Origin of the sequence: Dehalobacter sp. (assembly GCF_030063005.1) — a bacterium.
GTDB classification, from domain to species: domain Bacteria; phylum Bacillota; class Desulfitobacteriia; order Desulfitobacteriales; family Syntrophobotulaceae; genus Dehalobacter; species Dehalobacter restrictus.
Map to the genome: position 1 here is coordinate 25,226 of NZ_JAPDHR010000014.1, position 20,513 is coordinate 45,738.

At 40.4% G+C, this 20,513-nt stretch carries 20 protein-coding genes and 3 tRNA genes; 21 read left to right on the top strand and 2 right to left on the bottom strand.

Annotated features, from left to right (window positions below; genetic code table 11):
• Positions 1 to 206 precede the first annotated feature (206 nt).
• From OKX56_RS04150 to OKX56_RS04240, 19 genes are all read left to right on the top strand, one after another.
• Entirely contained in the window at positions 207 to 656 is a 450-nt protein-coding gene (locus OKX56_RS04150; protein WP_015044683.1) for a MarR family winged helix-turn-helix transcriptional regulator, read from the top strand.
• A gap of 162 nt (positions 657 to 818) precedes the next feature.
• Complete coding sequence (locus OKX56_RS04155) at positions 819 to 1,685, top strand: fumarate hydratase (protein ID WP_015044682.1); 867 nt, start codon at positions 819 to 821, stop codon at positions 1,683 to 1,685.
• Positions 1,678 to 2,253 (top strand): Fe-S-containing hydro-lyase, encoded by a 576-nt coding sequence (locus OKX56_RS04160; protein ID WP_015044681.1) that lies wholly within the window; start codon positions 1,678 to 1,680, stop codon positions 2,251 to 2,253. The genes OKX56_RS04155 and OKX56_RS04160 overlap by 8 nt, the downstream gene beginning before the upstream one ends.
• A gap of 4 nt (positions 2,254 to 2,257) precedes the next feature.
• Positions 2,258 to 2,902 carry an O-methyltransferase gene (locus OKX56_RS04165; protein WP_287895713.1) on the top strand — a complete coding sequence of 215 codons (645 nt, stop codon included), beginning with the start codon at positions 2,258 to 2,260 and terminating at the stop codon, positions 2,900 to 2,902.
• A gap of 93 nt (positions 2,903 to 2,995) precedes the next feature.
• Positions 2,996 to 3,694 (top strand): TIGR01906 family membrane protein, encoded by a 699-nt coding sequence (locus OKX56_RS04170; protein ID WP_242824917.1) that lies wholly within the window; start codon positions 2,996 to 2,998, stop codon positions 3,692 to 3,694.
• 48 nt (positions 3,695 to 3,742) lie between these two features.
• Positions 3,743 to 4,477 carry a ribonuclease PH gene (rph, locus tag OKX56_RS04175; RefSeq protein ID WP_015044678.1) on the top strand — a complete coding sequence of 245 codons (735 nt, stop codon included), beginning with the start codon at positions 3,743 to 3,745 and terminating at the stop codon, positions 4,475 to 4,477.
• 20 nt (positions 4,478 to 4,497) lie between these two features.
• The gene (locus tag OKX56_RS04180; protein ID WP_015044677.1) at positions 4,498 to 5,097 is read left to right on the top strand and encodes an XTP/dITP diphosphatase; all 600 of its coding nucleotides are present in this window, start codon (positions 4,498 to 4,500) and stop codon (positions 5,095 to 5,097) included.
• A 129-nt stretch (positions 5,098 to 5,226) separates the two neighbouring features.
• A tRNA-Pro gene (locus OKX56_RS04185) sits at positions 5,227 to 5,303 on the top strand.
• Positions 5,304 to 5,330: 27 nt separating this feature from the next.
• A tRNA-Arg gene (locus tag OKX56_RS04190) sits at positions 5,331 to 5,407 on the top strand.
• A gap of 45 nt (positions 5,408 to 5,452) precedes the next feature.
• A tRNA-His gene (locus OKX56_RS04195) sits at positions 5,453 to 5,528 on the top strand.
• A 247-nt stretch (positions 5,529 to 5,775) separates the two neighbouring features.
• Complete coding sequence (locus OKX56_RS04200) at positions 5,776 to 6,702, top strand: tyrosine-type recombinase/integrase (RefSeq protein ID WP_287895714.1); 927 nt, start codon at positions 5,776 to 5,778, stop codon at positions 6,700 to 6,702.
• Between the two features lie 129 nt (positions 6,703 to 6,831).
• Complete coding sequence (locus tag OKX56_RS04205; RefSeq protein WP_287895715.1) at positions 6,832 to 7,827, top strand: HNH endonuclease; 996 nt, start codon at positions 6,832 to 6,834, stop codon at positions 7,825 to 7,827.
• 13 nt (positions 7,828 to 7,840) lie between these two features.
• Positions 7,841 to 10,141 (top strand): DNA cytosine methyltransferase, encoded by a 2,301-nt coding sequence (locus OKX56_RS04210; RefSeq protein ID WP_287895716.1) that lies wholly within the window; start codon positions 7,841 to 7,843, stop codon positions 10,139 to 10,141.
• Between the two features lie 39 nt (positions 10,142 to 10,180).
• Positions 10,181 to 10,627 carry a very short patch repair endonuclease gene (locus OKX56_RS04215; protein ID WP_287895717.1) on the top strand — a complete coding sequence of 149 codons (447 nt, stop codon included), beginning with the start codon at positions 10,181 to 10,183 and terminating at the stop codon, positions 10,625 to 10,627.
• A 1,691-nt stretch (positions 10,628 to 12,318) separates the two neighbouring features.
• The gene (locus tag OKX56_RS04220; protein ID WP_287895718.1) at positions 12,319 to 12,591 is read left to right on the top strand and encodes a hypothetical protein; all 273 of its coding nucleotides are present in this window, start codon (positions 12,319 to 12,321) and stop codon (positions 12,589 to 12,591) included.
• A gap of 59 nt (positions 12,592 to 12,650) precedes the next feature.
• On the top strand, positions 12,651 to 12,899 hold the full coding sequence (locus OKX56_RS04225) for a hypothetical protein (protein WP_287895720.1): 249 nt from the start codon (positions 12,651 to 12,653) through the stop codon (positions 12,897 to 12,899).
• A 111-nt stretch (positions 12,900 to 13,010) separates the two neighbouring features.
• Positions 13,011 to 13,943, top strand: coding sequence for a YqaJ viral recombinase family nuclease (locus OKX56_RS04230; RefSeq protein ID WP_287895722.1), 933 nt, complete (start codon positions 13,011 to 13,013; stop codon positions 13,941 to 13,943).
• A 15-nt stretch (positions 13,944 to 13,958) separates the two neighbouring features.
• Positions 13,959 to 14,816, top strand: a complete 858-nt coding sequence (locus OKX56_RS04235) for a hypothetical protein (protein WP_287895723.1) — start codon at positions 13,959 to 13,961, stop codon at positions 14,814 to 14,816.
• Positions 14,817 to 15,044: 228 nt separating this feature from the next.
• Positions 15,045 to 16,151 (top strand): ankyrin repeat domain-containing protein, encoded by a 1,107-nt coding sequence (locus OKX56_RS04240; RefSeq protein WP_287895725.1) that lies wholly within the window; start codon positions 15,045 to 15,047, stop codon positions 16,149 to 16,151.
• A 1,491-nt stretch (positions 16,152 to 17,642) separates the two neighbouring features.
• On the opposite strand, the gene OKX56_RS04245 is transcribed toward OKX56_RS04240, so the two are convergent.
• Positions 17,643 to 17,861, bottom strand: a complete 219-nt coding sequence (locus OKX56_RS04245) for a helix-turn-helix domain-containing protein (protein ID WP_287895727.1) — start codon at positions 17,859 to 17,861, stop codon at positions 17,643 to 17,645.
• A 212-nt stretch (positions 17,862 to 18,073) separates the two neighbouring features.
• Positions 18,074 to 18,739 carry a helix-turn-helix domain-containing protein gene (locus tag OKX56_RS04250; RefSeq protein ID WP_287895729.1) on the bottom strand — a complete coding sequence of 222 codons (666 nt, stop codon included), beginning with the start codon at positions 18,737 to 18,739 and terminating at the stop codon, positions 18,074 to 18,076.
• 282 nt (positions 18,740 to 19,021) lie between these two features.
• On the opposite strand from OKX56_RS04250, the gene OKX56_RS04255 reads away from it, so the two are divergent.
• Positions 19,022 to 19,720 (top strand): hypothetical protein, encoded by a 699-nt coding sequence (locus OKX56_RS04255; protein WP_287895731.1) that lies wholly within the window; start codon positions 19,022 to 19,024, stop codon positions 19,718 to 19,720.
• Entirely contained in the window at positions 19,710 to 20,483 is a 774-nt protein-coding gene (locus tag OKX56_RS04260) for a RusA family crossover junction endodeoxyribonuclease (protein ID WP_287895732.1), read from the top strand. Before OKX56_RS04255 ends, OKX56_RS04260 begins: the two co-directional genes overlap by 11 nt.
• The last annotated feature ends 30 nt before the right edge of the window (positions 20,484 to 20,513 follow it).

Below are 20,513 nucleotides of genomic sequence, written 5' to 3' on the forward strand. Positions count from 1 at the left end.
ATTTTACCATTTGTTGAAAAGATCAAGATACGTTATGATATTAATTATATAACACCTATCGTTAAAATCATCAATAATATTTGAATTATGAAAATTTTACTAGTGTTAATTTCCGGAATATGGTAAAATACTTTAAAAATGATATGTGCAAATATATACTTATATATAGGGGTTATCTATTTGATTTTTTGAGGTGGGGTGTTCGCATGTTAGAGAACAGAGAGTTAGCAGGTCATCTTGACCATTTGCTTCAGAGGCTCACCGTTTCTACCCAAAGGCAAAAGAGTGATTTCGCAGAAAAGCTTAGTATTTCCCGTCAGCAGTTTGAAGTTTTAACGATTATTTTTGAAAAGGGCCAGATTACGATGGGTGAGCTTTGCAAGGAAATTTCTTCAGCCTGTAGTACGGCAACGGATCTGGCTGACAAGCTGGAAAGAGCCGGCTATGTGGAGCGAATCAGGGAAAAACGGGACCGCAGGATCGTAAGGCTTAATATTTTACCCAAGGGAGAAAAACTGGTCAAATCGGTAATTGAGACAAGGACCGAAAGGCTTGAAAGTATTCTGGAATTTTTTGAACAGGAAGACCGGATGCGTATTATCGGCATTCTGGAAACTTTATCCGATAAATATGAGAGGCTTTCCAGAAAAGAATAAAAATCGAATACAACGTTTATCGAACATTTTTGTCGAAGTAAGATCTTTCTGGCAAAGATGTTTTTTTTTGACGGCAAACCTTTTTTAAAAGTTATATTTCTTGAATCCCGTATTTGCGCTATACTGAATAAAAGTGTTCCGGACAAAAAGCGGAGGTAAATTGTGAAAGAGATTCATGTTAACGAGGTCATTTCCGCAGTGGAGAGACTGTGTATTGAGGCGAACTGTATTCTGAATCAGGATGTTATTGATGCTTTGAACAAGGCTCTTGGCACTGAGGAATCCCCCCAGGGCAGAGAAGTACTTCAGCAGCTTTTGGAAAATGCGGAGATTGCAGGCAAAGAAAATATACCGATATGTCAGGATACCGGGATGGCGGTATTGTTTGTAGAAGTTGGCCAGGACCTGCATATTATCGGCGGAGATTTGACGGGAGCCTTGAATGAGGGCGTACGCAGGGGCTATGAAAAGGGTTTTTTGCGTAAATCTATCGTCAAAGATCCTTTTAACAGGATCAATACCGGAGATAATACACCTGCGGTTATTTATTATGAAATCGTATCAGGGGACAAGATTGGGATTACGATTGCACCGAAAGGGTTTGGCAGCGAAAACATGGGTGCCTTGAAAATGTTTAAGCCTTCGGATGGTTTGCCTGCTGTAAAGAATTTTATTGTGGAAACGGTGGATAAAGCCGGGCCTAATCCCTGTCCACCCATCGTGGTCGGAGTTGGACTCGGCGGCACGATGGAAAAGGCTACCTATTTGGCTAAAAAGGCCCTGCTTCGTCCGATCGGGGAATCCAATCCGGTTGAGGAATATGCCCGGCTGGAACAGGAGCTTCTGACTAAAATTAATCATTTAGGGATAGGCCCCCAGGGTTTTGGCGGTCGGACGACAGCACTGGCCGTAAATATTGAGGTATTTCCGACGCATATTGCAGGGCTGCCCGCAGCTGTAAATATTAATTGTCATGTTACCCGACATCGTCAGGTGGTTTTGGAAGGGAGGGTTTCTTCCTGTGAGTAATGATAAAACGGTTGAAACCCGGAAAATTTCAGCACCGCTGGATGATACGACTGCTGCTTTTCTCAGATGCGGTGAAAAGGTGCTGATCAGCGGAGTCATCTATACCGGAAGAGATGCGGCTCATAAGAAAATGGTTGAGGCCTTAGCTCGGGGAGAGGGGCTGCCCTTTGATATTAAGGGACAGGTGATCTATTTTGTGGGACCCGCCCCGGCTTCTCCAGGTAAAGTTATCGGATCTGCCGGACCGACAACCAGTGGCAGAATGGATGCCTATTCTCCTAGTCTGCTGGCCAAAGGTTTAAAGGGGATGATCGGAAAAGGGCTTCGTTCTCCCGAGGTCATACAGGCCATCAGGGAAAACGGTGCAGTCTACTTTGGGGCGATCGGCGGTGCCGGAGCACTCCTGGCTTCCTGCATCAAGGAAGCTGAGATCATTGCCTATCCGGAACTCGGAACGGAGGCAGTCCGGAGACTTGTTATTGAAGATTTTCCTGCCATTGTCCTGATTGACAGCCTCGGGCAGAATCTTTACGAGACAGGAAGGAAAGAATATCAAATATTGGGGTGATGGTTTGTTCTATTCTTTTGAACTGGAAAGGTACCTCGAAGAATTGCTTCCTGCCAGGGATGGGCTGCTTCGTGAGATGGAAAGCGTTGCTTTGGAGGAAACAATTCCTGTGGTTACACCGGCAGTTGGTCACTTCCTTGAGCTAATGGTCAAGATGACGGATGCCAAGCGTATTCTGGAGATCGGTACGGCGATCGGTTATTCCACCGTTTATCTGGCCAGAGGTGCAGCCGAAACCGGAGGCAGGGTTTATACGCTGGATATGAACAGAGGGAGGCTCAACAGAGCAGAAGAATATCTGAAAAAGGCCGGGCTTACCCATTTGGTTGACTTCAGCTGTGAGAATGCACTGCACGGCCTGTCGAAACTGACGGAAACTTACGATTTGATATTTGTAGATGCAGCCAAAGAGGAGTACCTGGATTACCTTAATCTTATCACACCGCTTATTTCCTCTGGCGGGGTTCTGGTGGCGGATAATGTTCTATTCAGGGGCTGGGTTGTGCCTGGTTCGGTTTTTGACCGAAAGTATGATCGAATGGTCGGTTGTATGAGGGATTTCTTGCAGCGTCTGGCCTGTCTGCCGGGATTTGAGGTAAGCGTGCTTCCGTTTGGAGACGGCATTGCGTTGGCCAGAAAGAACAAGTAGGAATTTGGGCAAGATACGAAGTGAGGATTAACGTATTTAACTAGGATATTTGGTTAATGTATTTGGTAAGGATATTAGGATATATGAGGAGAAATGATGTCAGGTAAGAAGGCTGCGAACGGGTTTCTTGCAATTGTCAGCGGATTGATTCTAATCGCTGTCATGTTGCTGACGGTGATTGAACAATGCGTCTTTGATCTCAATTTCTTCCGGTCGGAATATAACAAACTGGACACGGTATCTGTGACCGGGATGCCGGAAAAAGATCTGATGGTGACGACCACGGAACTGCTGGCTTATATCCAGGGGGACAAGGATAACCTTGAAATCCGTGCAGAGATTAACGGTCAGGAAAGACAGGTGTTTAATCAGCGGGAAATCGTCCATATGGCAGATGTTCAAAGGTTGTACCTGAGCAGCCGCATGGTCCGCAACGCAGGTCTGATTGTCCTGCTTCTGTTTCTGATCTTACTAAGGATAAGCAACGGGAAGAAATACTTCCGTTCCTGGGCCGGCGGCTTTCTGGCCGCGGCAGTCATATTTCTCTGTATATTCGGGGCAGTAGGGATTGCGGTCTGGCGGGATTTTCAAGTGTTTTGGGACAGCTTTCACTATCTGATTTTTACGAATGACCTTTGGCTGCTTGATCCGGAGACCGATATCCTGATCCAAATGGTGCCGGAGCAGTTTTTCTTTGATCTGATTGTCAAAATTCTGGCTCTTTTTGGCTCTGCTGTACTGATCCTCGCTCTTGTCGCTGCAAGAATCCGGTTCGTCTATCAGAAAGTATAAGTACTGATTTAATAATAAATTCTTGAAACAGAAAGGGAGTTCGATAATATGCTAAGATTTGACGGAAGACAGCCCGATGAAATCCGGCCTGTGAAGATTACCAGGAAGTTTACGGACCTTCCCGAAGGCTCCGTCCTGATTGAGGTCGGGAAAACCAGGGTGATTTGCACGGCTACTGTTGAAGATAAAGTACCGCCATTTAAAAAGGGGACCGGCAGCGGCTGGGTCACAGCGGAATACTCTATGCTTCCGAGGGCGACGGCCGTGCGCAATCAGCGTGAGGCTTCCAAGGGGAAATTGGGCGGAAGGACAATGGAGATCCAGCGGCTGATCGGCAGGGCGCTGCGTTCCATTGTCGACCTGAGTAAACTTGGAGAAAGGACCATCTGGCTGGATTGTGATGTCCTTCAGGCAGATGGCGGGACCAGGACGGCTTCGATTACGGGTGCTTATGTTGCCCTGGCTGATGCTGTAAACTACCTGCTCAAAAATCAATTGATTAAGCAGGACCCTTTAACGGACAGTATTGCGGCCATTTCTGTAGGCAAAGTAGATGGGATACCTGTAGCCGATCTTGCCTATGAGGAGGATTCCAAAGCCGAAGTCGATATGAATATTGTGATGACCGGTTCGGGGCGTTTTGTAGAGATTCAGGGTACTGCAGAAGGTCAGCCGTTTGACAAAGAGGATCTGAATTCATTCTTAAACCTCGGTGAATCAGGTATTCAAAAACTCAGCGCTTTGCAGGAGGAAGCGCTGGCCAAAGAGCTTCCGGTAACATAGTCCGAAGGAGGTTTGTAAGGATGAAGGTCTTGCTTGCGACAATGAATAAGGGCAAAGTAATGGAACTGGAGGGATTGCTTAATGACGGAAAAATTGAAATTCTGTCGTTAAGCGATCTTTCGGATTACCAGGAGGTTGAAGAGTCTGGCAGTACATTTGCCGAAAATGCTTTTATTAAGGCGCGGGCTGCCTGTGCCACGGGGAAAATGATTACGCTGGCAGACGATTCAGGGCTTGAAGTGGATGCTCTGGCGGGAGCGCCCGGCGTTCTTTCGGCACGCTATGCCGGGGAACCGAAAAATGATGAGCATAATATAGAAAAACTTCTGACAGACCTGGAAGGCGTACCTGAGGAAAACAGGACTGCCCGCTTCCGCTGTGCACTGGCAATCATCTGTCCTGACGGCCAGGAATATTTGACGGAGGGATCGGTTGAAGGAAGAATACTGACCGAGAGGATTGGAACCGGTGGGTTCGGTTATGACCCTGTGTTTTACCTGCCTGACCTCCAGAAAACGATGGCAGAGCTTAGTCTGGATGAAAAAAATTGTCTCAGCCACAGAGCCCGGGCTTTTGCAAAAGCAGTTCCATTGCTGACAGCGTTAATGAAATCACTTTGATCGTTATTTGATAGTTAAATGACAATCTGAAGTATAAAAAATTAATAGAAATTTGAAATGCATAAAATAAAAATGCTTCTTGACTAGTTTTTTCTCTTGGGATATACTATTCATTGTCACAAAAAGCGGCGGGGTATAGCGCAGTTTGGTAGCGCGCCTGCCTTGGGAGCAGGAGGCCGGGGGTTCGAATCCCTCTGCCCCGACCATAATCAATGCTGCAGTGATTAAAACGTGCGCCTGTAGCTCAGCCGGATAGAGCATCTGCCTTCTAAGCAGGTTGTCGGGGGTTCGAATCTCTCCAGGCGCGCCATTTTTCATTTGAAGTGTATTTCTCAAAAACAAAAAATTATTCATGGTGGATGTGGCGAAGTGGTTAACGCACCGGATTGTGGCTCCGGCACTCGTGGGTTCAAGTCCCATCATTCACCCCATAACGTTCAAACTAGCACTGAATGCGGCATTTAAGCGTATTTCGGTGCTTTTTGTTATATGCGGACGACAGTGAAATTGGGATCTAGTCCGGTGTGGTGAAAAATGAAGTGTCCGGTGTGTTGCTATTAGCCGTCTCCACATCCTGTGTGTTAACCGCTTCACCACAACCACCATATCAATTACATTTATGTTCAGAATGTCTCTTATCATGTTATAGGCTGCGCTAAATATGAAGGAGGCATATTTATGTCCAGAAAAAGAAAAGGAAATATTATACGCAACATTAACTGGGAAGAAGGCTTGGTACAGTTTCTTAGTGAAAAGGCAGCTCAGGGACGCTCAGAACGTACTCTAAAGGACTATGATTATCATGTGAGACAATTCTATCATAGATATGCCGAAGGAGATCTTAAGACGAATTTGTACAAATATCTTGCTGAGAAATGTGCACCGGCAACGTTCAACCTTAGGCTCGTTTATTTGAAAGCATATTTCAAATGGGTAGCTGAACAGGGTTTTCTTGAGGAAAATCCTCTTGAAAGTATTACAAGGAGAAAGGCCGAACCGCGTATTGTCCAAATTGATTCATCTGTTTTAGCTCGTTTGATCAGTTTGCCTGATATAAATACTTACGCCGGGTTACGAGATAAAGCTTTGATATGTTTAACCCTTGACACAGGAATAAGGCCGAAAGAAGCCTGCAATCTATCTGTATCAGACTTTAATTCAAAGATGTTGGAGGTTATTGTTCCGGCAGATATAGCAAAAACACGGAAACAGCGGACATTGCCGATTAGTCAGTTAACATGTTCTTTAATAGCAAGACTTATATCTGTTCGTCCAACCGAATGGGCAAAAGATGTTGTACTATTTGCTTCAGCGGATGGAACGACACTAAACAAAAATACATGGGGAGATAGATTGGAGCATTACTCAACAATTATTGGTGTGAAGATACGCCCATATGATTTAAGACATGCATTCGCCTTGGGGTTTTTGCGTAATGGGGGTAATGCCTTATTCCTCCAACGAATAATGGGCCATACAGATTTGAATATGACAAAAAGATATGTCGCTGCTACTGATGAAGATCTAAGGAATGCATTAACAAGTGCTTCGCCATTGGCGCGCCTAGTCAAGCCAAAAAGAATAATAAATATACATGAAAAATAAGGCTATATTGTCTTGTGTAGTTGCTTTATAATGTAAAAGAAAATCTGGTATACTTAGTCATAGATAATTGATTATCTGTAGTACCTTAAAGGAATATTGTTAATCTTTGCCTAGGTAAAATGGAGGAAAATGATGCTTTATTACTTGAAAAAATGCGGATTTCAAGAGTTGGGAAGTGTAGGTATAGATGGAGTTGTACATAGGGGAAGATATATGCTTACTTCAATGAACAACAATGTCCAGAGTTTCTTCCCGCCTCTGACAACGGCCGAATTAAATGACTCTGCTCTATTACCGATAATTCCACTTTACTCTGGTAAGAAGGTTTATTGCAACTACGTATATCATAATGATAAATTTCATGGATCACGGGCCAAACATCCAAGAAATGAGCATCGGATCTATTTGAATAATGAACTTGAAGATAATAAACTCCTGTTTGGGACAAATGACATTGTTGTTATGCGTCAAGACGAGATTAATGAGGAGAATATTGGAACACAAACGGTATACTTTATGGATTTGATTAAAGATCATGATTCTAAATTGTATCATTTTTGTGACCAAATTATTGACGAGTATCCCATAACTGGTGGGTATGGGATATATGAAGGCGTTATTTCGGAATTTGAAACACAGGTTGCAAGAATAATGAGTCATGGGGAACCGCCTGTTGCAATTGATACTAGTGTTACGAGGAGGGTAGCAGCAGAAGAAGATACTGATTCTGTTGCAGATTTATTTAACGCAAATTCATTTAGAGACTTTGTAATGGTCGGCTATGAGAATAAATGCGCTATCACGGGTAAAGTTATTAGCTATGGAAATTATTCAAATTTAGAGGCTGCCCACATCAAACCAAAAAGTCATGGTGGATTATTTATTCCTGATAACGGCATCGCATTAAACCGTGATTTGCACTGGGCGTTTGATAAAGGATTCTTTACACTCAATGATTCACTTGAAGTGCAGGTTCATCCAAAGGTAAGCAGCGATTATCTTCAGTCATTTAATGGGCAAAGCATACGTATACCATCAAACTCTTTCTTTGTACCTAACTTTAACAATATTGAATATCACAGAAGAATTGTATTTGGGTTATTCTTAACTTCAGGAAGACTATGAGGAGAAATTAGATATGAATGCAATTGACCTTTTTGCCGGATGTGGAGGACTTTCTAAAGGTTTTCTTGACGCTGGGTTTAATATAATTGTTGGTGTGGATAATGATGAAGCAGCATTAGTAACTTTTGAGAAAAATCACAAGGGAGCAATCGCACTAAATGCTGATCTTTCAAAGCAAGAAACGTTTGATAGAATAAAGGAACTGGCTGGGGGAAAAACGATAGACGTTATAATAGCAGGCCCTCCATGTCAGGGCTTTTCACTGACTGGCCCACGCAATTTTGATGATCAAAGGAACAAACTATATCTTGCTGTTTTCGAGGTTGTTCGGCAATTTCAGCCAAAAGGTTTTGTCATTGAAAATGTTCCAGGCATGGCAACCTTATACGGTGGTCAGATCAAAGAGGAAATACTCAAGAGATTTCAAAAACTGGGATACAATGTAGGATGCAAAATCCTAAATGCGGCAGATTATGGCGTTCCTCAGATAAGGAAGCGTCTTATATTTATCGGAATAAGAGAGGACATTGGGAACGTTAGTTTTCCCGAACCGCAATTTACTCTAGATACTTACAGGACGTGTCGTGATGCTATTAGCGATTTGCCATCACGAGTTTTAGAACTTGGCCAAGAAAATGACAAATATTCTGGTGAAGTGAAAACACAGTATCAGAGATTGATGCGGGGTTCTAATAACGTATTGTATAATCACGTTGCAACAGCACATACACAGATGGTAAAAGATACTATATCTTTGGTTCCAGAAGGTGGAAATTATAAAGATTTGCCCCAAGGTGTTGGTGAAAGCCGCAGGTTTAATGAGGCTTGGACAAGATATGACGGCAACAAACCATCTAGAACTATAGACACAGGTCATAGAAACCATTTTCATTATGAATACAACCGCGTACCAACAATTAGGGAGAATGCTCGATTGCAGTCTTTCCCTGATGATTTTGTATTCTATGGAACACGTACCCAACAAAACAGGCAGGTTGGTAATGCAGTCCCGCCCCTTTTGGGTTTCGCTATAGGCAAACATTTATTGAGTATTATGGGAAACTCAAAGAAAGGTATTGTGAATACAATTGATTTATTTGCAGGATGTGGTGGCCTAACTGAAGGTTTCAAGCAGTCTGGTTTTTATAATACTATTGCATGTGTTGAATGGGATAAAGCTCCTTGCGATAATCTTCGAAATCATTTGAAACGAAAATGGAGGTATGATGATGCTGAAGAACGCGTTCTCCGCTTTGACATTCAGCGAACAAAAGAGCTAATTATGGGTTGGGACGATGCGGAATATGGTAAGTCAGTAGGCTTAGACGCTCTTGTTTCAAAACATGGAGGAACTGTAGATTTAATCATTGGCGGGCCACCTTGTCAGGCATATTCAATAGCAGGTCGCATTCGTGATGAAAATAGTATGAAATATGATTATAGAAACTATCTATTTGAGAGTTATATCGAGATTGTTAAACACTATCAGCCTCGCGCATTTGTTTTTGAAAATGTACCTGGGATGTTAAGTTCAAGACCGGGGGATGGCACTAAGTTAATAGCTGAATTAATTTGCGAGAAGTTCGCTGAAATTGGGTATAGTATTTTGCCAAATCTTAAAGATGCTATAATAAACTTTGCGGAATATGGTATTCCCCAAAACCGAAGCCGCATTATTATACTGGGTATTAATTCTAATTATTACGGTATATCGTCAGGTAAACTTTTAAATGAATTCTATAATAGAGTCTTACCAAGCCGCAAAAGTCGAAAGGTATCAACTGTTCGAGATGCTATCGGAGATTTACAAAAGTTGTATCCCTTACAGCAGCCTATTGTTATAAATGGGAGAAGATATTCACATACGCTTCCAGATAAAGACGGAATACACAATCATGAACCGCGTTATAGCAATGCCCGAGATATGGAAGTATTTAAATTACTAGCAAGAGATTTAGAAAGTGGTGAAAATAAATATACTTCTGTTGATGCTCTTAAAAAGCTATATACATCACTAACGGGTAGAGAATCAAATATTCATAAATATCACGTTCTCAAGTGGAATGAACCAAGCAATTTAATCCCAGCGCACTTATATAAGGATGGTTTGCGTCATATTCATCCAGATTCGGAACAGTCAAGAACAATAACGCCAAGAGAAGCAGCACGTCTACAGACTTTTCCAGACGATTACGAGTTCATTTCAGGAACTTCGCTTGAATATAAAATGATTGGTAATGCAGTACCGCCGCTTTTTGCGAAGATTCTTAGCGAAAGTATCTATGATTTGCTATTTAGAGATTTGAATAATTGAGTATATTACTTGTGTAATCTAAAGAGCGAGGTTATTAGGATGTCAGATAATCTATCAAAAGAAGTTAGAAGCTATAACATGTCTCGCATCCGTAATAAAGATACAACAGCCGAGGAAAAGGTCAGAAAACACTTATTCTCTCAAGGCCTTCGTTATCGTAAAAATGACAAGAGGTATCCAGGTCACCCGGACATTGTTTTGCCAAAGTATAAGGTTATTATTTTCGTTAATGGTTGCTTCTGGCATAAGCATGATGGTTGCCCATATTTTGTATGGCCAAAGTCAAACGTGGAGTATTGGCGTCCAAAGCTTGAAAAGAATCAGCAACATGATCGTGAAGTATATAAGCGTCTTACAGAGATGGGGTGGCGTGTTATAGTAATATGGGAATGTGAACTTAAGTCGAAAGTAAAAAAGGCGACATTAGAGCGACTTTATAACGATATAACAAAGCTCCCCATAGCGTCATGCGAAAATCAAGAATAAGAAATATAATGGTAATACCTAAGATTCAGCAGGCCGTTGGTCTGCTTTTATTATATAATGCTAAGATAGGAAAGGAAGCAATGAATTCCTTGTCAATATGAAATGAAAGTTTTCATACTTATCAAAATGAGAAATATGATTTACCCCAAGCTCCTGGAAAGCAAGTTGTCAGCGATGAATCAGGTGTTATCTGGGAAGGCAATACCGCATTGAGGTCAATCAAGTTTAGTTTAGAAGAAATTCAGCTTACGCATCGTTTGCTTATTCCTACCGATCAGATAAATAAACAAACAAACAGCGAATATTACATCAGTGAAGCAAAGGAGAGATTGTTCCCTAGGTTACGAAGCATGCTAACTAACCTGGTATTCAAGTTTCAGAGGTCAAGATAACAGATACAAGATAACCGATAACCGATATCGTTGGTAATCTTGAACATTGAAGGATAGTCTCAATTCTAATGGAGGTCGACAAAGCTCCAATATTCGACTTTATCATCGTTCGTGAATTGGCACATCCGATAGAGGCAACCCATACACCTAGCTTTTGGAATATTGTCATAGCACATATATACCACCGATGAATAAAGAGAAGGCTTGCTAAAGGATAATGGTCAGGTGTTGGAACAAATAATATAAGAACTATCAATTTCTTCAATAACTGTTATAATATTGTTATAAAATCGTTTAAACCTCTAGTTGTATGAAAGCTAGCAATAAGATTGGGAAAAACTGATAAGGTTCAAAGCGTGGCATGGCAGGGCGAGGCTTGGAAGGGATAACTATTACTGATTTTTACAAGGAGGGAAAAGTTATGTCTGAAAAGACTCATAAGAATCAGGAGCAGAGGCTCCGACGCGCATTGAATAAAGTTGGTTACTCGTTGCACAGGTCCCGTGCCAAGATTAGTCTCGACAATTTAGGTGACTACATGATAGTGGACCAAAGCTCCAATTCTGTGGTCGCCGGAAGCCGGTTTGACTACACCCTGGAAGACGTGGAGGCGTGGCTAAACGGAGATTAACCAGCGCAGTGAGGGTGTCTTCCGGGATGCCCTCACTGTTTTATCGCATAGTCACAAATCTTATAGGGGAAATGATAAATAATCACAACTGTGATTCACCCCCAAAAGTGATTTAATATATGTTCTTTCTAAAAAGCAGGCATAGCCTGCTTTTTTATAACCACTATTTGCAAGAGAGATGCCATATATATGATGAAGAGGAGGCTTCTATGTGAGTAAAAAAAGCGATTCTAGTTAACATCTATTCTATTATCAGTGATTTTAAAGGCGCTTTAGTGTTTAGTTCTTATAGTGAAGATGATAAGGCTCCAGATTTAGACGAACTAGTCTTATATTGTGAGCTTTGGTGATATTATCAAATTAGTAAACTAAAAAGTGTAATTTCCTAAAGTTTTGCAGGCCTTATTGGCCTGCTTTTAAATTGACAGTGAATAATCTACGGGTGAGATGCCGTTAACATGAATGGAGGATAGTACCATTATGAAGATTGATACCAGTTGAATTGCTAGCCAATTAAAAAGAAAGCACCCTTATATAGGTGCAAAGAAACCATCTACAAAAGTATTACCAATCAAATTCATTTTGTCAACTCAGTGCGACTATTACTTTTCAAGTCAGTACACATGTACTGGCTATTTTTATGTCCAAAATCAAAGGAGGTACATCCTATGAATGCATTAGCAACGCTAAAACTATTGCCTCAGGAGTGTAAAGGTAGTTACAGATTCAATTCACCCTTATATGTAACGAGAGGATTTCAGGAACATTTTAAAGAGGACACTTTTCTCTTGGCTATGACCGCTATTCAATGGGTAGGCGAAGAACGAGTTAGATCTAAAAATGGAGCAGATTATCTCCAAGTCTTTGAAGCGAATGGTGAACGGTTTTGGCTAATTGATGATGTCGATCATGTTACTGCTTTGCTCCCAGAAGAGTATTAAATAACGGTGTTTGCGTGGTAGTTCATTATTAAAAATCGATTATGAAGGGAGATATCCAAATGAAAATTGAAAAATACGGGTCCAGATTCTGGGCTGTTTATGACAGCCTAAATCAGCTTATCTGCGTCACAGTCTACAAAAAAGGAGCATTAGAAGTTCTAAGGAGATTGGTAAATCGGCCAGATCAGCATGTTTATGATAGTTATTTGAGGTATCAAAAAGCCCTTAAACAAGCTAGAAAGGATAAGAATTCATTAAGTAACAGCAGTCCAAATTACCGGCCTGGCTACAAAAGAAATAAAGGGTAAGGCATATTATCTAGGATGTATTTGTAGGCCTAATAAGCCTTTAGAATGGCTCATACGGATGGGGCTAATGTAACCCCATCCGTTCATCATTTTAAGAAAGGATTGAAAGCAATGGCAAAAGTACTAGTATCAACTAGAAATATGGACAATAAAGAATGGTTAGAATGGAGGAAAAAAGGAATTGGCGGAAGTGATGCATCTATAGCCTGTGGATTAAACAGGTATAAATCACCTGTCGAGTTGTGGATGGAAAAAACAGGCCAGATAGAACCAAAGGAAAGTGGAGAAGCAGCCTATTGGGGAAAGATTATGGAACCATTAATTCGTGTGGAATTCGTTGAAAGGACAGGCCTTCAGATTAAGCCTGAATATTCCATACTGCAGCATTCGGATCATCCTTTCATGCTTGCCAACCTGGATGGAATAGTAACCGACCCCATAAATGGTAATTGTGTCTTTGAGGCTAAAACTGCAAGCGTTTATAAATCTGGTGAGTGGGTTGAGAACATTCCTGAAGAGTATCAACTTCAAGTTCAGCATTATTTAAGTGTTACCGGTTTTTCAGGGGCGTATGTTGCAGTTTTGATCGGGGGGAACCAGTTTAAGTGGCACTTCATCTCAAAGGATGATGAGCTTATTTCCATGCTTATTGAACTTGAGAGAGAATTTTGGCATTGCGTCGAAACGTTGACCCCGCCACCTTTTGATGGTTCAGATGCTTCCTCTGAGCTATTAGATCGGTTATATCCTTCAGCTGAAAATAAGAGTCAAATAACGTTGCCGAAGGACAGCTTGTCACTTGTTAAGCAATATGAAAATGCACAATGTGAAGAAAAAGTAATCAAGGAACGCAAGGAAGAAGCAATCAACAAAATTAAGGGGCTGATGGGCAATTACGAAATAGCTGTTGCCGGAGATCGGTTAATCAGTTGGAAGAACATCGTTACCGAGCATTTTGATTCTAAGCTTTTAAAGATTGAACAACCTGAAATATATGAGAAATATCTTGGAAAAACCAATTACCGCCGTTTCAGTATTAAGTAAAAAGGGGCGTCGATTATGGCAAATGTAAAAGAAAAACTCAATTTACAATTAAATAAAGCTAAAGCAATTCCGAATATCAGTAAACAAGAAAATGAGATTATCGTGTTCCCTGAGGAAATATCATCGACCCAATTTAATGAAAAGCCTTATTATGAATCAAATCCTTGCCAAATTGTTCCCGAATTTGCAGTAACTTTTGAGGAGGCAAAGAACCGCATCCAAATGCTACAGAGCTTTGTCAAAGAACTCATGGTTCCTGGTGTCGATTATGGCTTCATCCCAGGCTGTCCCAAGCCAACTCTTTTAAAACCGGGAGCAGAGAAACTTTGTGATATCTTTGGGTTTTCGAAGTTGGTCTCAATAACAAATCGGATTGAGAATTGGGAGGATGGATTTCTGAGTTATGAAGTCAAAGCCACTTTAATCAACAAGCGGACCGGCCTCGTTGAAGCGGAAGGTATCGGCAGCTGTAACTCAAAAGAAAAGAAATACAAAACCCAGGATGCATACAACCTATCTAATACAGTTTTAAAGATGGCGAAGAAACGTGCTATTGTTGACGCTGTTCTTTCTGCAACCAGGTCATCCGGTATGTTTGCGCAGGATATTGAGGAATCCCAGGTCGCTTTTGCTAAAAACAATAACAATGATTGTTATGCACATGCTGTTCCGTCAATTCAGGATCAACCGGTTAATAGAAACCAATTAGCCGAGATGACCGTTTTAGCAGGAAAGAACCACTTATCTTCAGATCAAGCCAGATCCTTACTGGCAAAGAGATACAACGTCTCAGAAAGCAAGAAACTTACTCGGTCACAAGCTGAAGATTTCGTTAGATACCTCCGAGATATTCAGAAGGACCAATATAATTAGTAACAGGATCATTTGTGAAGTCCCTTATAGGCTAAGAAAACCATATATAATTCCGAGAAAGGGGTACCCTAAATATCTAATCTAACGGCTAAGTTCGGTGCCCCACCGGTTGTCCATAATTCAATCACAGCGGCTCACGTTAAAGTGAGCCGCTGATTTATTATACGAAAACGACACTGTATTTTAAAAGTAGTATAATAAAGAAAGAAATGTATAATGAAGTAATAAATGGGAAGCGGAGGAAAAGAAATGAAGTATTATCTTAGGATCAGTATTCTTGTAGTTTTGGTTATTGCATTACTATCAGGCTGTGCTTCGAAGCAGGAGAGGGCAATCAATACTCTTCGGGACAAAGGGATATCCTATACGGATGATAAGGTGTTTATTGATTATCTGTCACAGGACGATAAAGAGACCATTGGTTTGTTTATCGACGCTGGTTATGATATCAATAAGAAGTATGATGATTTTGGTACTCGCGGTGAAACACCATTAATGGGTGCTTGTATTTATGGTGCTGTCAATTGTGCCAGTTTGCTCATTGACAAAGGCGCCAATTTGGCTGCCGTCAATGATAATGATCTGAATGCTTTGGATTATGCGGTTCAAGGTAAGAGCCCGGAAGTGGTTAAATTACTCCTTGATAAAGGGATGTCACCTAATCAAGTCGCTCCGGGAGATGTGACTCCACTAATGATGACCTGCACTTATGACGCAGAAACGACAAAGATTGCACCGGCTTTATACAAATCGCGTAATACCGAGCCGGCAGTTAAAATTCAGATACTCCAAATACTAATCGATAAAGGCGCTGACATTACTTTATTCGATGCCGCTGGTCAGAATGTGCTTCATTACGCCGCGTCCTTTACAGATAGCCCGGAGATTATCAGTTTCCTAGTCAGTAAAGGTGTTGTAAATGTCATGGACAACAACGGAGAGACGCCAGTATACAAGACCATTAGATTTAATAAACCCAACGCGGCTGCGGCTTTTATTACTAACGGCGTAATCATGTCCTTTGAAGATTTCAATAACATTATTCAGGTGACTGATGGTAATAGAACATGGAAACAGATTATATTCACTGCTATTGGCAGTTCAACCGAAGCGATCACTAGTGATAAATTGGCAGAGGATCGCTTAATTAGTGTCGGTTTTCATGGCGACACGAATTACGTAGCCAAGAGTGACGGACTCTTTGATTATTACGGTACGCAATGTTACCGTGTTCAAGTAAGTAATAAGAAATGGGCGGCTGAAGGTGGCAGCGGGTCTGCTGGCACCTATGTCGTATCGCCAAACGGTATGATTTTAGAATGGGGTGAGGAATGATGGTTATAGGTTTACAGGCAGATAACTGAAAACCTCTTTATATTAATTAGATCCTATACAACGCATAATCTTTCGAGCTGGATAAGGGATAATTCAAACTAGTCATCCTCCTGTTTGCCAATATTCCTTGGTAACAGGAGGATGCTTTGTAAATAGTAGATAAAATGTTCTTAAAGCATAAATTATTACCATCTATGTACAAATAGGTGATATATTAAAACTGAGATAAATCCGTTCTTTTGGCAACTTGGCGTAGATAACTTAAAATATTACCTTTTGAACGCTGGTATAACATATTTGCTTCGGCTAGTAATGCAGTTCTGCTGCCCGAAAACAACCGGAATAGCCATATTTGGAAAGTTCCGCGCAAAAACATGAGAACAGGAACGCCATATGGCTTTTTTAGAGCCAATGTTTGGTACGCATCTGAAGAAAAAGCGAAAGGATATATTAACCGCTTAGTTGATAGCATACATAATTATCATGGAGAGAATGCAATGCAATATGAGAGAAGTTAAAGTACCAAGCCCAAAGGTAGATGCCCCGTAGATTATTTGATATGGATGATTTGTACTGATAATAACGGCTCACTTTGCACGAAGCCGTTATTTATCATTCTGGAAACAGAGTCAGTCATAGATCTCTATGAGTTTTTACCCTTTTCATAAAGATTCAACAGTTGTTCAGCCTCGTCCAGGTCTAATTCATAGTCTGCGCCGCAAATTACGGAATTAGTATATAAATTACTAATCATATATCCGCAATGGTTACAAGACCTGGAGGCAGATTTTCGAAGATATAAACCCAAGCTAGCAGCTTTTCTGCCTAAACTGTATTCTTTATCGTCGTTTTTGATATACAACATTACGGTCACTCCTTAATATTCGTAACAGAAAACTAAGTAATCATGAACAAAATAGTATCCGTGAGTAATCATTGATCTTTTTAACCAGGCCATTTCGATATCGGAAAGATATAGCTAATTCTTCTCGGCGTTTATCCGGGGAAATTCTGACTAGATCGTCCTCTATTGATGCAAATTGCATAGAACGCTCCAGACAGATCCTCACCATTACTAAGTCCTCAAGCAGTTTGTATTTATTCGAATCAGGGTTGATTATTCTTTGAGAATAACACTCCTTAAGGTAGGTATACTTGTTCTTTTCAATCGGACAAGAACATCCGTATTCTAGACTGTTAAATGCGCTGCTCCCATATTCATTAAATAATGGGCAGGACATAATGTTAAAACATGCATGTTGCTTGCATGCAAGAAAATCAAGGTTGTTTAGCCCATGCTTAAGTGAATTTAATGCTGACCTTCGTTTTCCTTCAGAAGTTACTGGACCTTGTCTTGGCATGATGGTTAACACCCATTTCGTTTCGTTATGGGACTTATTTAATCGCAAGTCCTCTCAGATAGTGCTGGCTCTTATGGATTTATCGGGGAAAGGCAAATTGCACACTGCTTTCCCCGATATTTAGAATAATTCACTTTCGAGTAATACCTTTGTTATTAGGTAAAAGTTTAGGGTTATAGTAAAACAACTCCTGAGCTCGAATCCATTCATCAAGGGCTTCTTCTCGAATACGGATATATTTGCCGACTCTATAGCTCGGGATTTCGCCTCTGTGTACCATTTGAATAATTCTCCAATAACTGCAACGGAGCTTTTCAGCTGCTTCCTTTGCTGTAAGTGCCTTTTCCATGGATAGAGACCTCCTACTTTATAATTTAATATATATATTAGTGCTTCATTATTAACCGAGAATTGTTTTGAATAAGCTAATTAATAAACAAATACTATATTAGATAACAGACAAAGAAGGCCTTAATGAATGCCTTCTTTGTGCGTCTTTATCTGGTTTATCATTTCCTCCTATATTTAAATGTTCATGCAAGGTCGTGAATGTTAATTCTTTTACTCCTTTGGTAATGAAGCACTTTGATTTGATACAAATAGGGTTAGAGTATTGAATATATAACCGAATAGCTTATCAATGTTAATTCGATCTGTTGCTTTGGTATTTCTGAACTGTTTGTCGATATCGTCTCTAATTTTTGAGTGGTTGTTTAAGAGATTTCCGAAAGAATTTAATAACCAATATGCAAATCCTTCATCCTGAATACCGATTTTTGATGCCTCGTAAAAAAGAGAATGTATTGCTTTAGAATACCTCTTAAAACTAACATAATCCGCAATAAAGGTTAGATCGCTTTCATCAAGATGATCCATTCCCAGGGTAATTTCAGATAGGATATTTTCGTTTGCTTGAATCGTATAGTTACTTTCAATTTCTCGCTGATGTAAATAACAGTAAATCAGATCTACAAATGGCGTTTTGTAATCAGTTAATTTAACGTCGAAGTGCATAATAGCGTTAGTCTTACTTAATTCATAAGCTAATTTAACAACGGTATCAAATGATGGATTCTTGATTCCTCCGTTTTCAATTCTAGTAATGTAATTTTGTGTAAGGCCTATTCTTTTACCAAACTCCTCAGCGCTGATACCTTCAACCCGTCTTACATCTTTTAAACATCTAGCCATCTCAGTATCAAAATCATTGTTAAAATTCAAATTCATTAAACCCACCTCCTATACTTTAATTATATCATATTTAATGCATAAATGCAATACATAATGATATTATGCACTAAAAATGCTTGACTCAAACATTGAGGCATAGTATAATGCATATATGCAATAATGAGTGCATTAAAGAGTTAAGGGACTGATGACTGGATGCTTTTAATAGACAACCTAGTGATTTCAGAGAATTTCCATATGGTAGATAGAATTCTGGTGAGTAGGAATTATCCCCCGAATATGTTTACGCCAGAACAATTTATCCGGGAGTTACACTTTATGTTTAGGACAGATAGAAATGGGCAGTCCTACGCTGGATATCAGGAATATAGACAACACAATCATGTTCCGAAAGCGTCGTTCTCCAAGATCGACGATGCACTAATACAGAAAGGCCTAATTTCAATAATTCAAACCAGAGGGAAGAGAACATACATGAATATTTATTTCCTCCCAGTTTTTGATGAATTAACGGGTATGAGTTACCCAATAACTAACTCAGTCAGGACAAAGCTTAATTATAGGCATTGTAGGGTTCCTTTCATCATGGTTCCAGCTACTTTGGAGAAGTGGTTCTTGTCTTCAAAGCTGCTAACTGTAACAGAAAAAAAGGTGTTGCTGAAATGTTACCGTTACAATTCCCTCATGTACTTTGGTGGAGTTGATCCCAGCGTATATCGTGAGGAAAATGGCGTCACATATATATCCCCGAGGTTTTATGAAGACTTATATGAAACCGAATCAGAGCTGTTAGATATTATCGACAGACTGATTGATCTAGAGTTATTGATGAAGGTTGAAGTGGTTGTAGAATATATTGATTTTGAGTTCGATAGATTATCTAGAATCAAAGGAGATCATACTCTTGGATCAGCTATTCCAGAGGGATGTAGTTTGATTACAATATTAAGGCCGAAACATCAGGTGAAGGATGATGTCTTGGCGTTGAAGGGAGATGATACAATTCATGCAGCTTAATATTATCAATCCGCCTAATGCAAGGCTTCGCCCAATATATCCAGAGGAGGTATCGGCTAGCCCATATCGGCCTTCTCTCACGGCTGATTACCAAGAAGATATAAACTTTGAGTTTGTAAAAGCCATCAATCGTCAGAATAAAGTGAATAACTTCCCATTGGGTTTAGAGGTATCAATGGCAATTAAGGTCCAAAGCAGTAGAGAACTAAACCTTATAGGCGTTGCAAAGAATGTGTTCGATGCTCTTAACAAACGCGCATACAGGGATGATGTTGTTATTGAGTCCTTTCGAATTGATCAAGTTACAGGGATCAAAGATAGAACAGATATCAGGGTTATTTGCGGTAAGCGTATCACTCCTATTAGGCTAGACGAAAGCGTGCTTGATCCATATACAGAACTCAGTTTTACTGTAGAAGGACAGATTAGCGATACAATCATACCTATTCCGGGGTATGGGCACATGCTTCAGGTTGATCAATTAAGCCTTGCAAATGATAGTATATTAAGACCAATAATTGAGACAGAATTCAATCAGGGCTCCCCTCAGCCATATTCTGGCGACATTGGAATTAGCTTTGATATAATGACTAATTCACTTAGAACCGATATAGATAATATTGTTCTAGATTATCTATGCAACATGAATGGTATTGTATTCACAAGGTGCCATCAGATTAAGTCCATGCATGCAACAATAGACAGATGCATGCATGGGACACTTCAACAAGAAGGGTGTATTATTAATATAAGCCTTATTTAGAAGCTGTTCGGTAACTAAAGTGGAAGCATA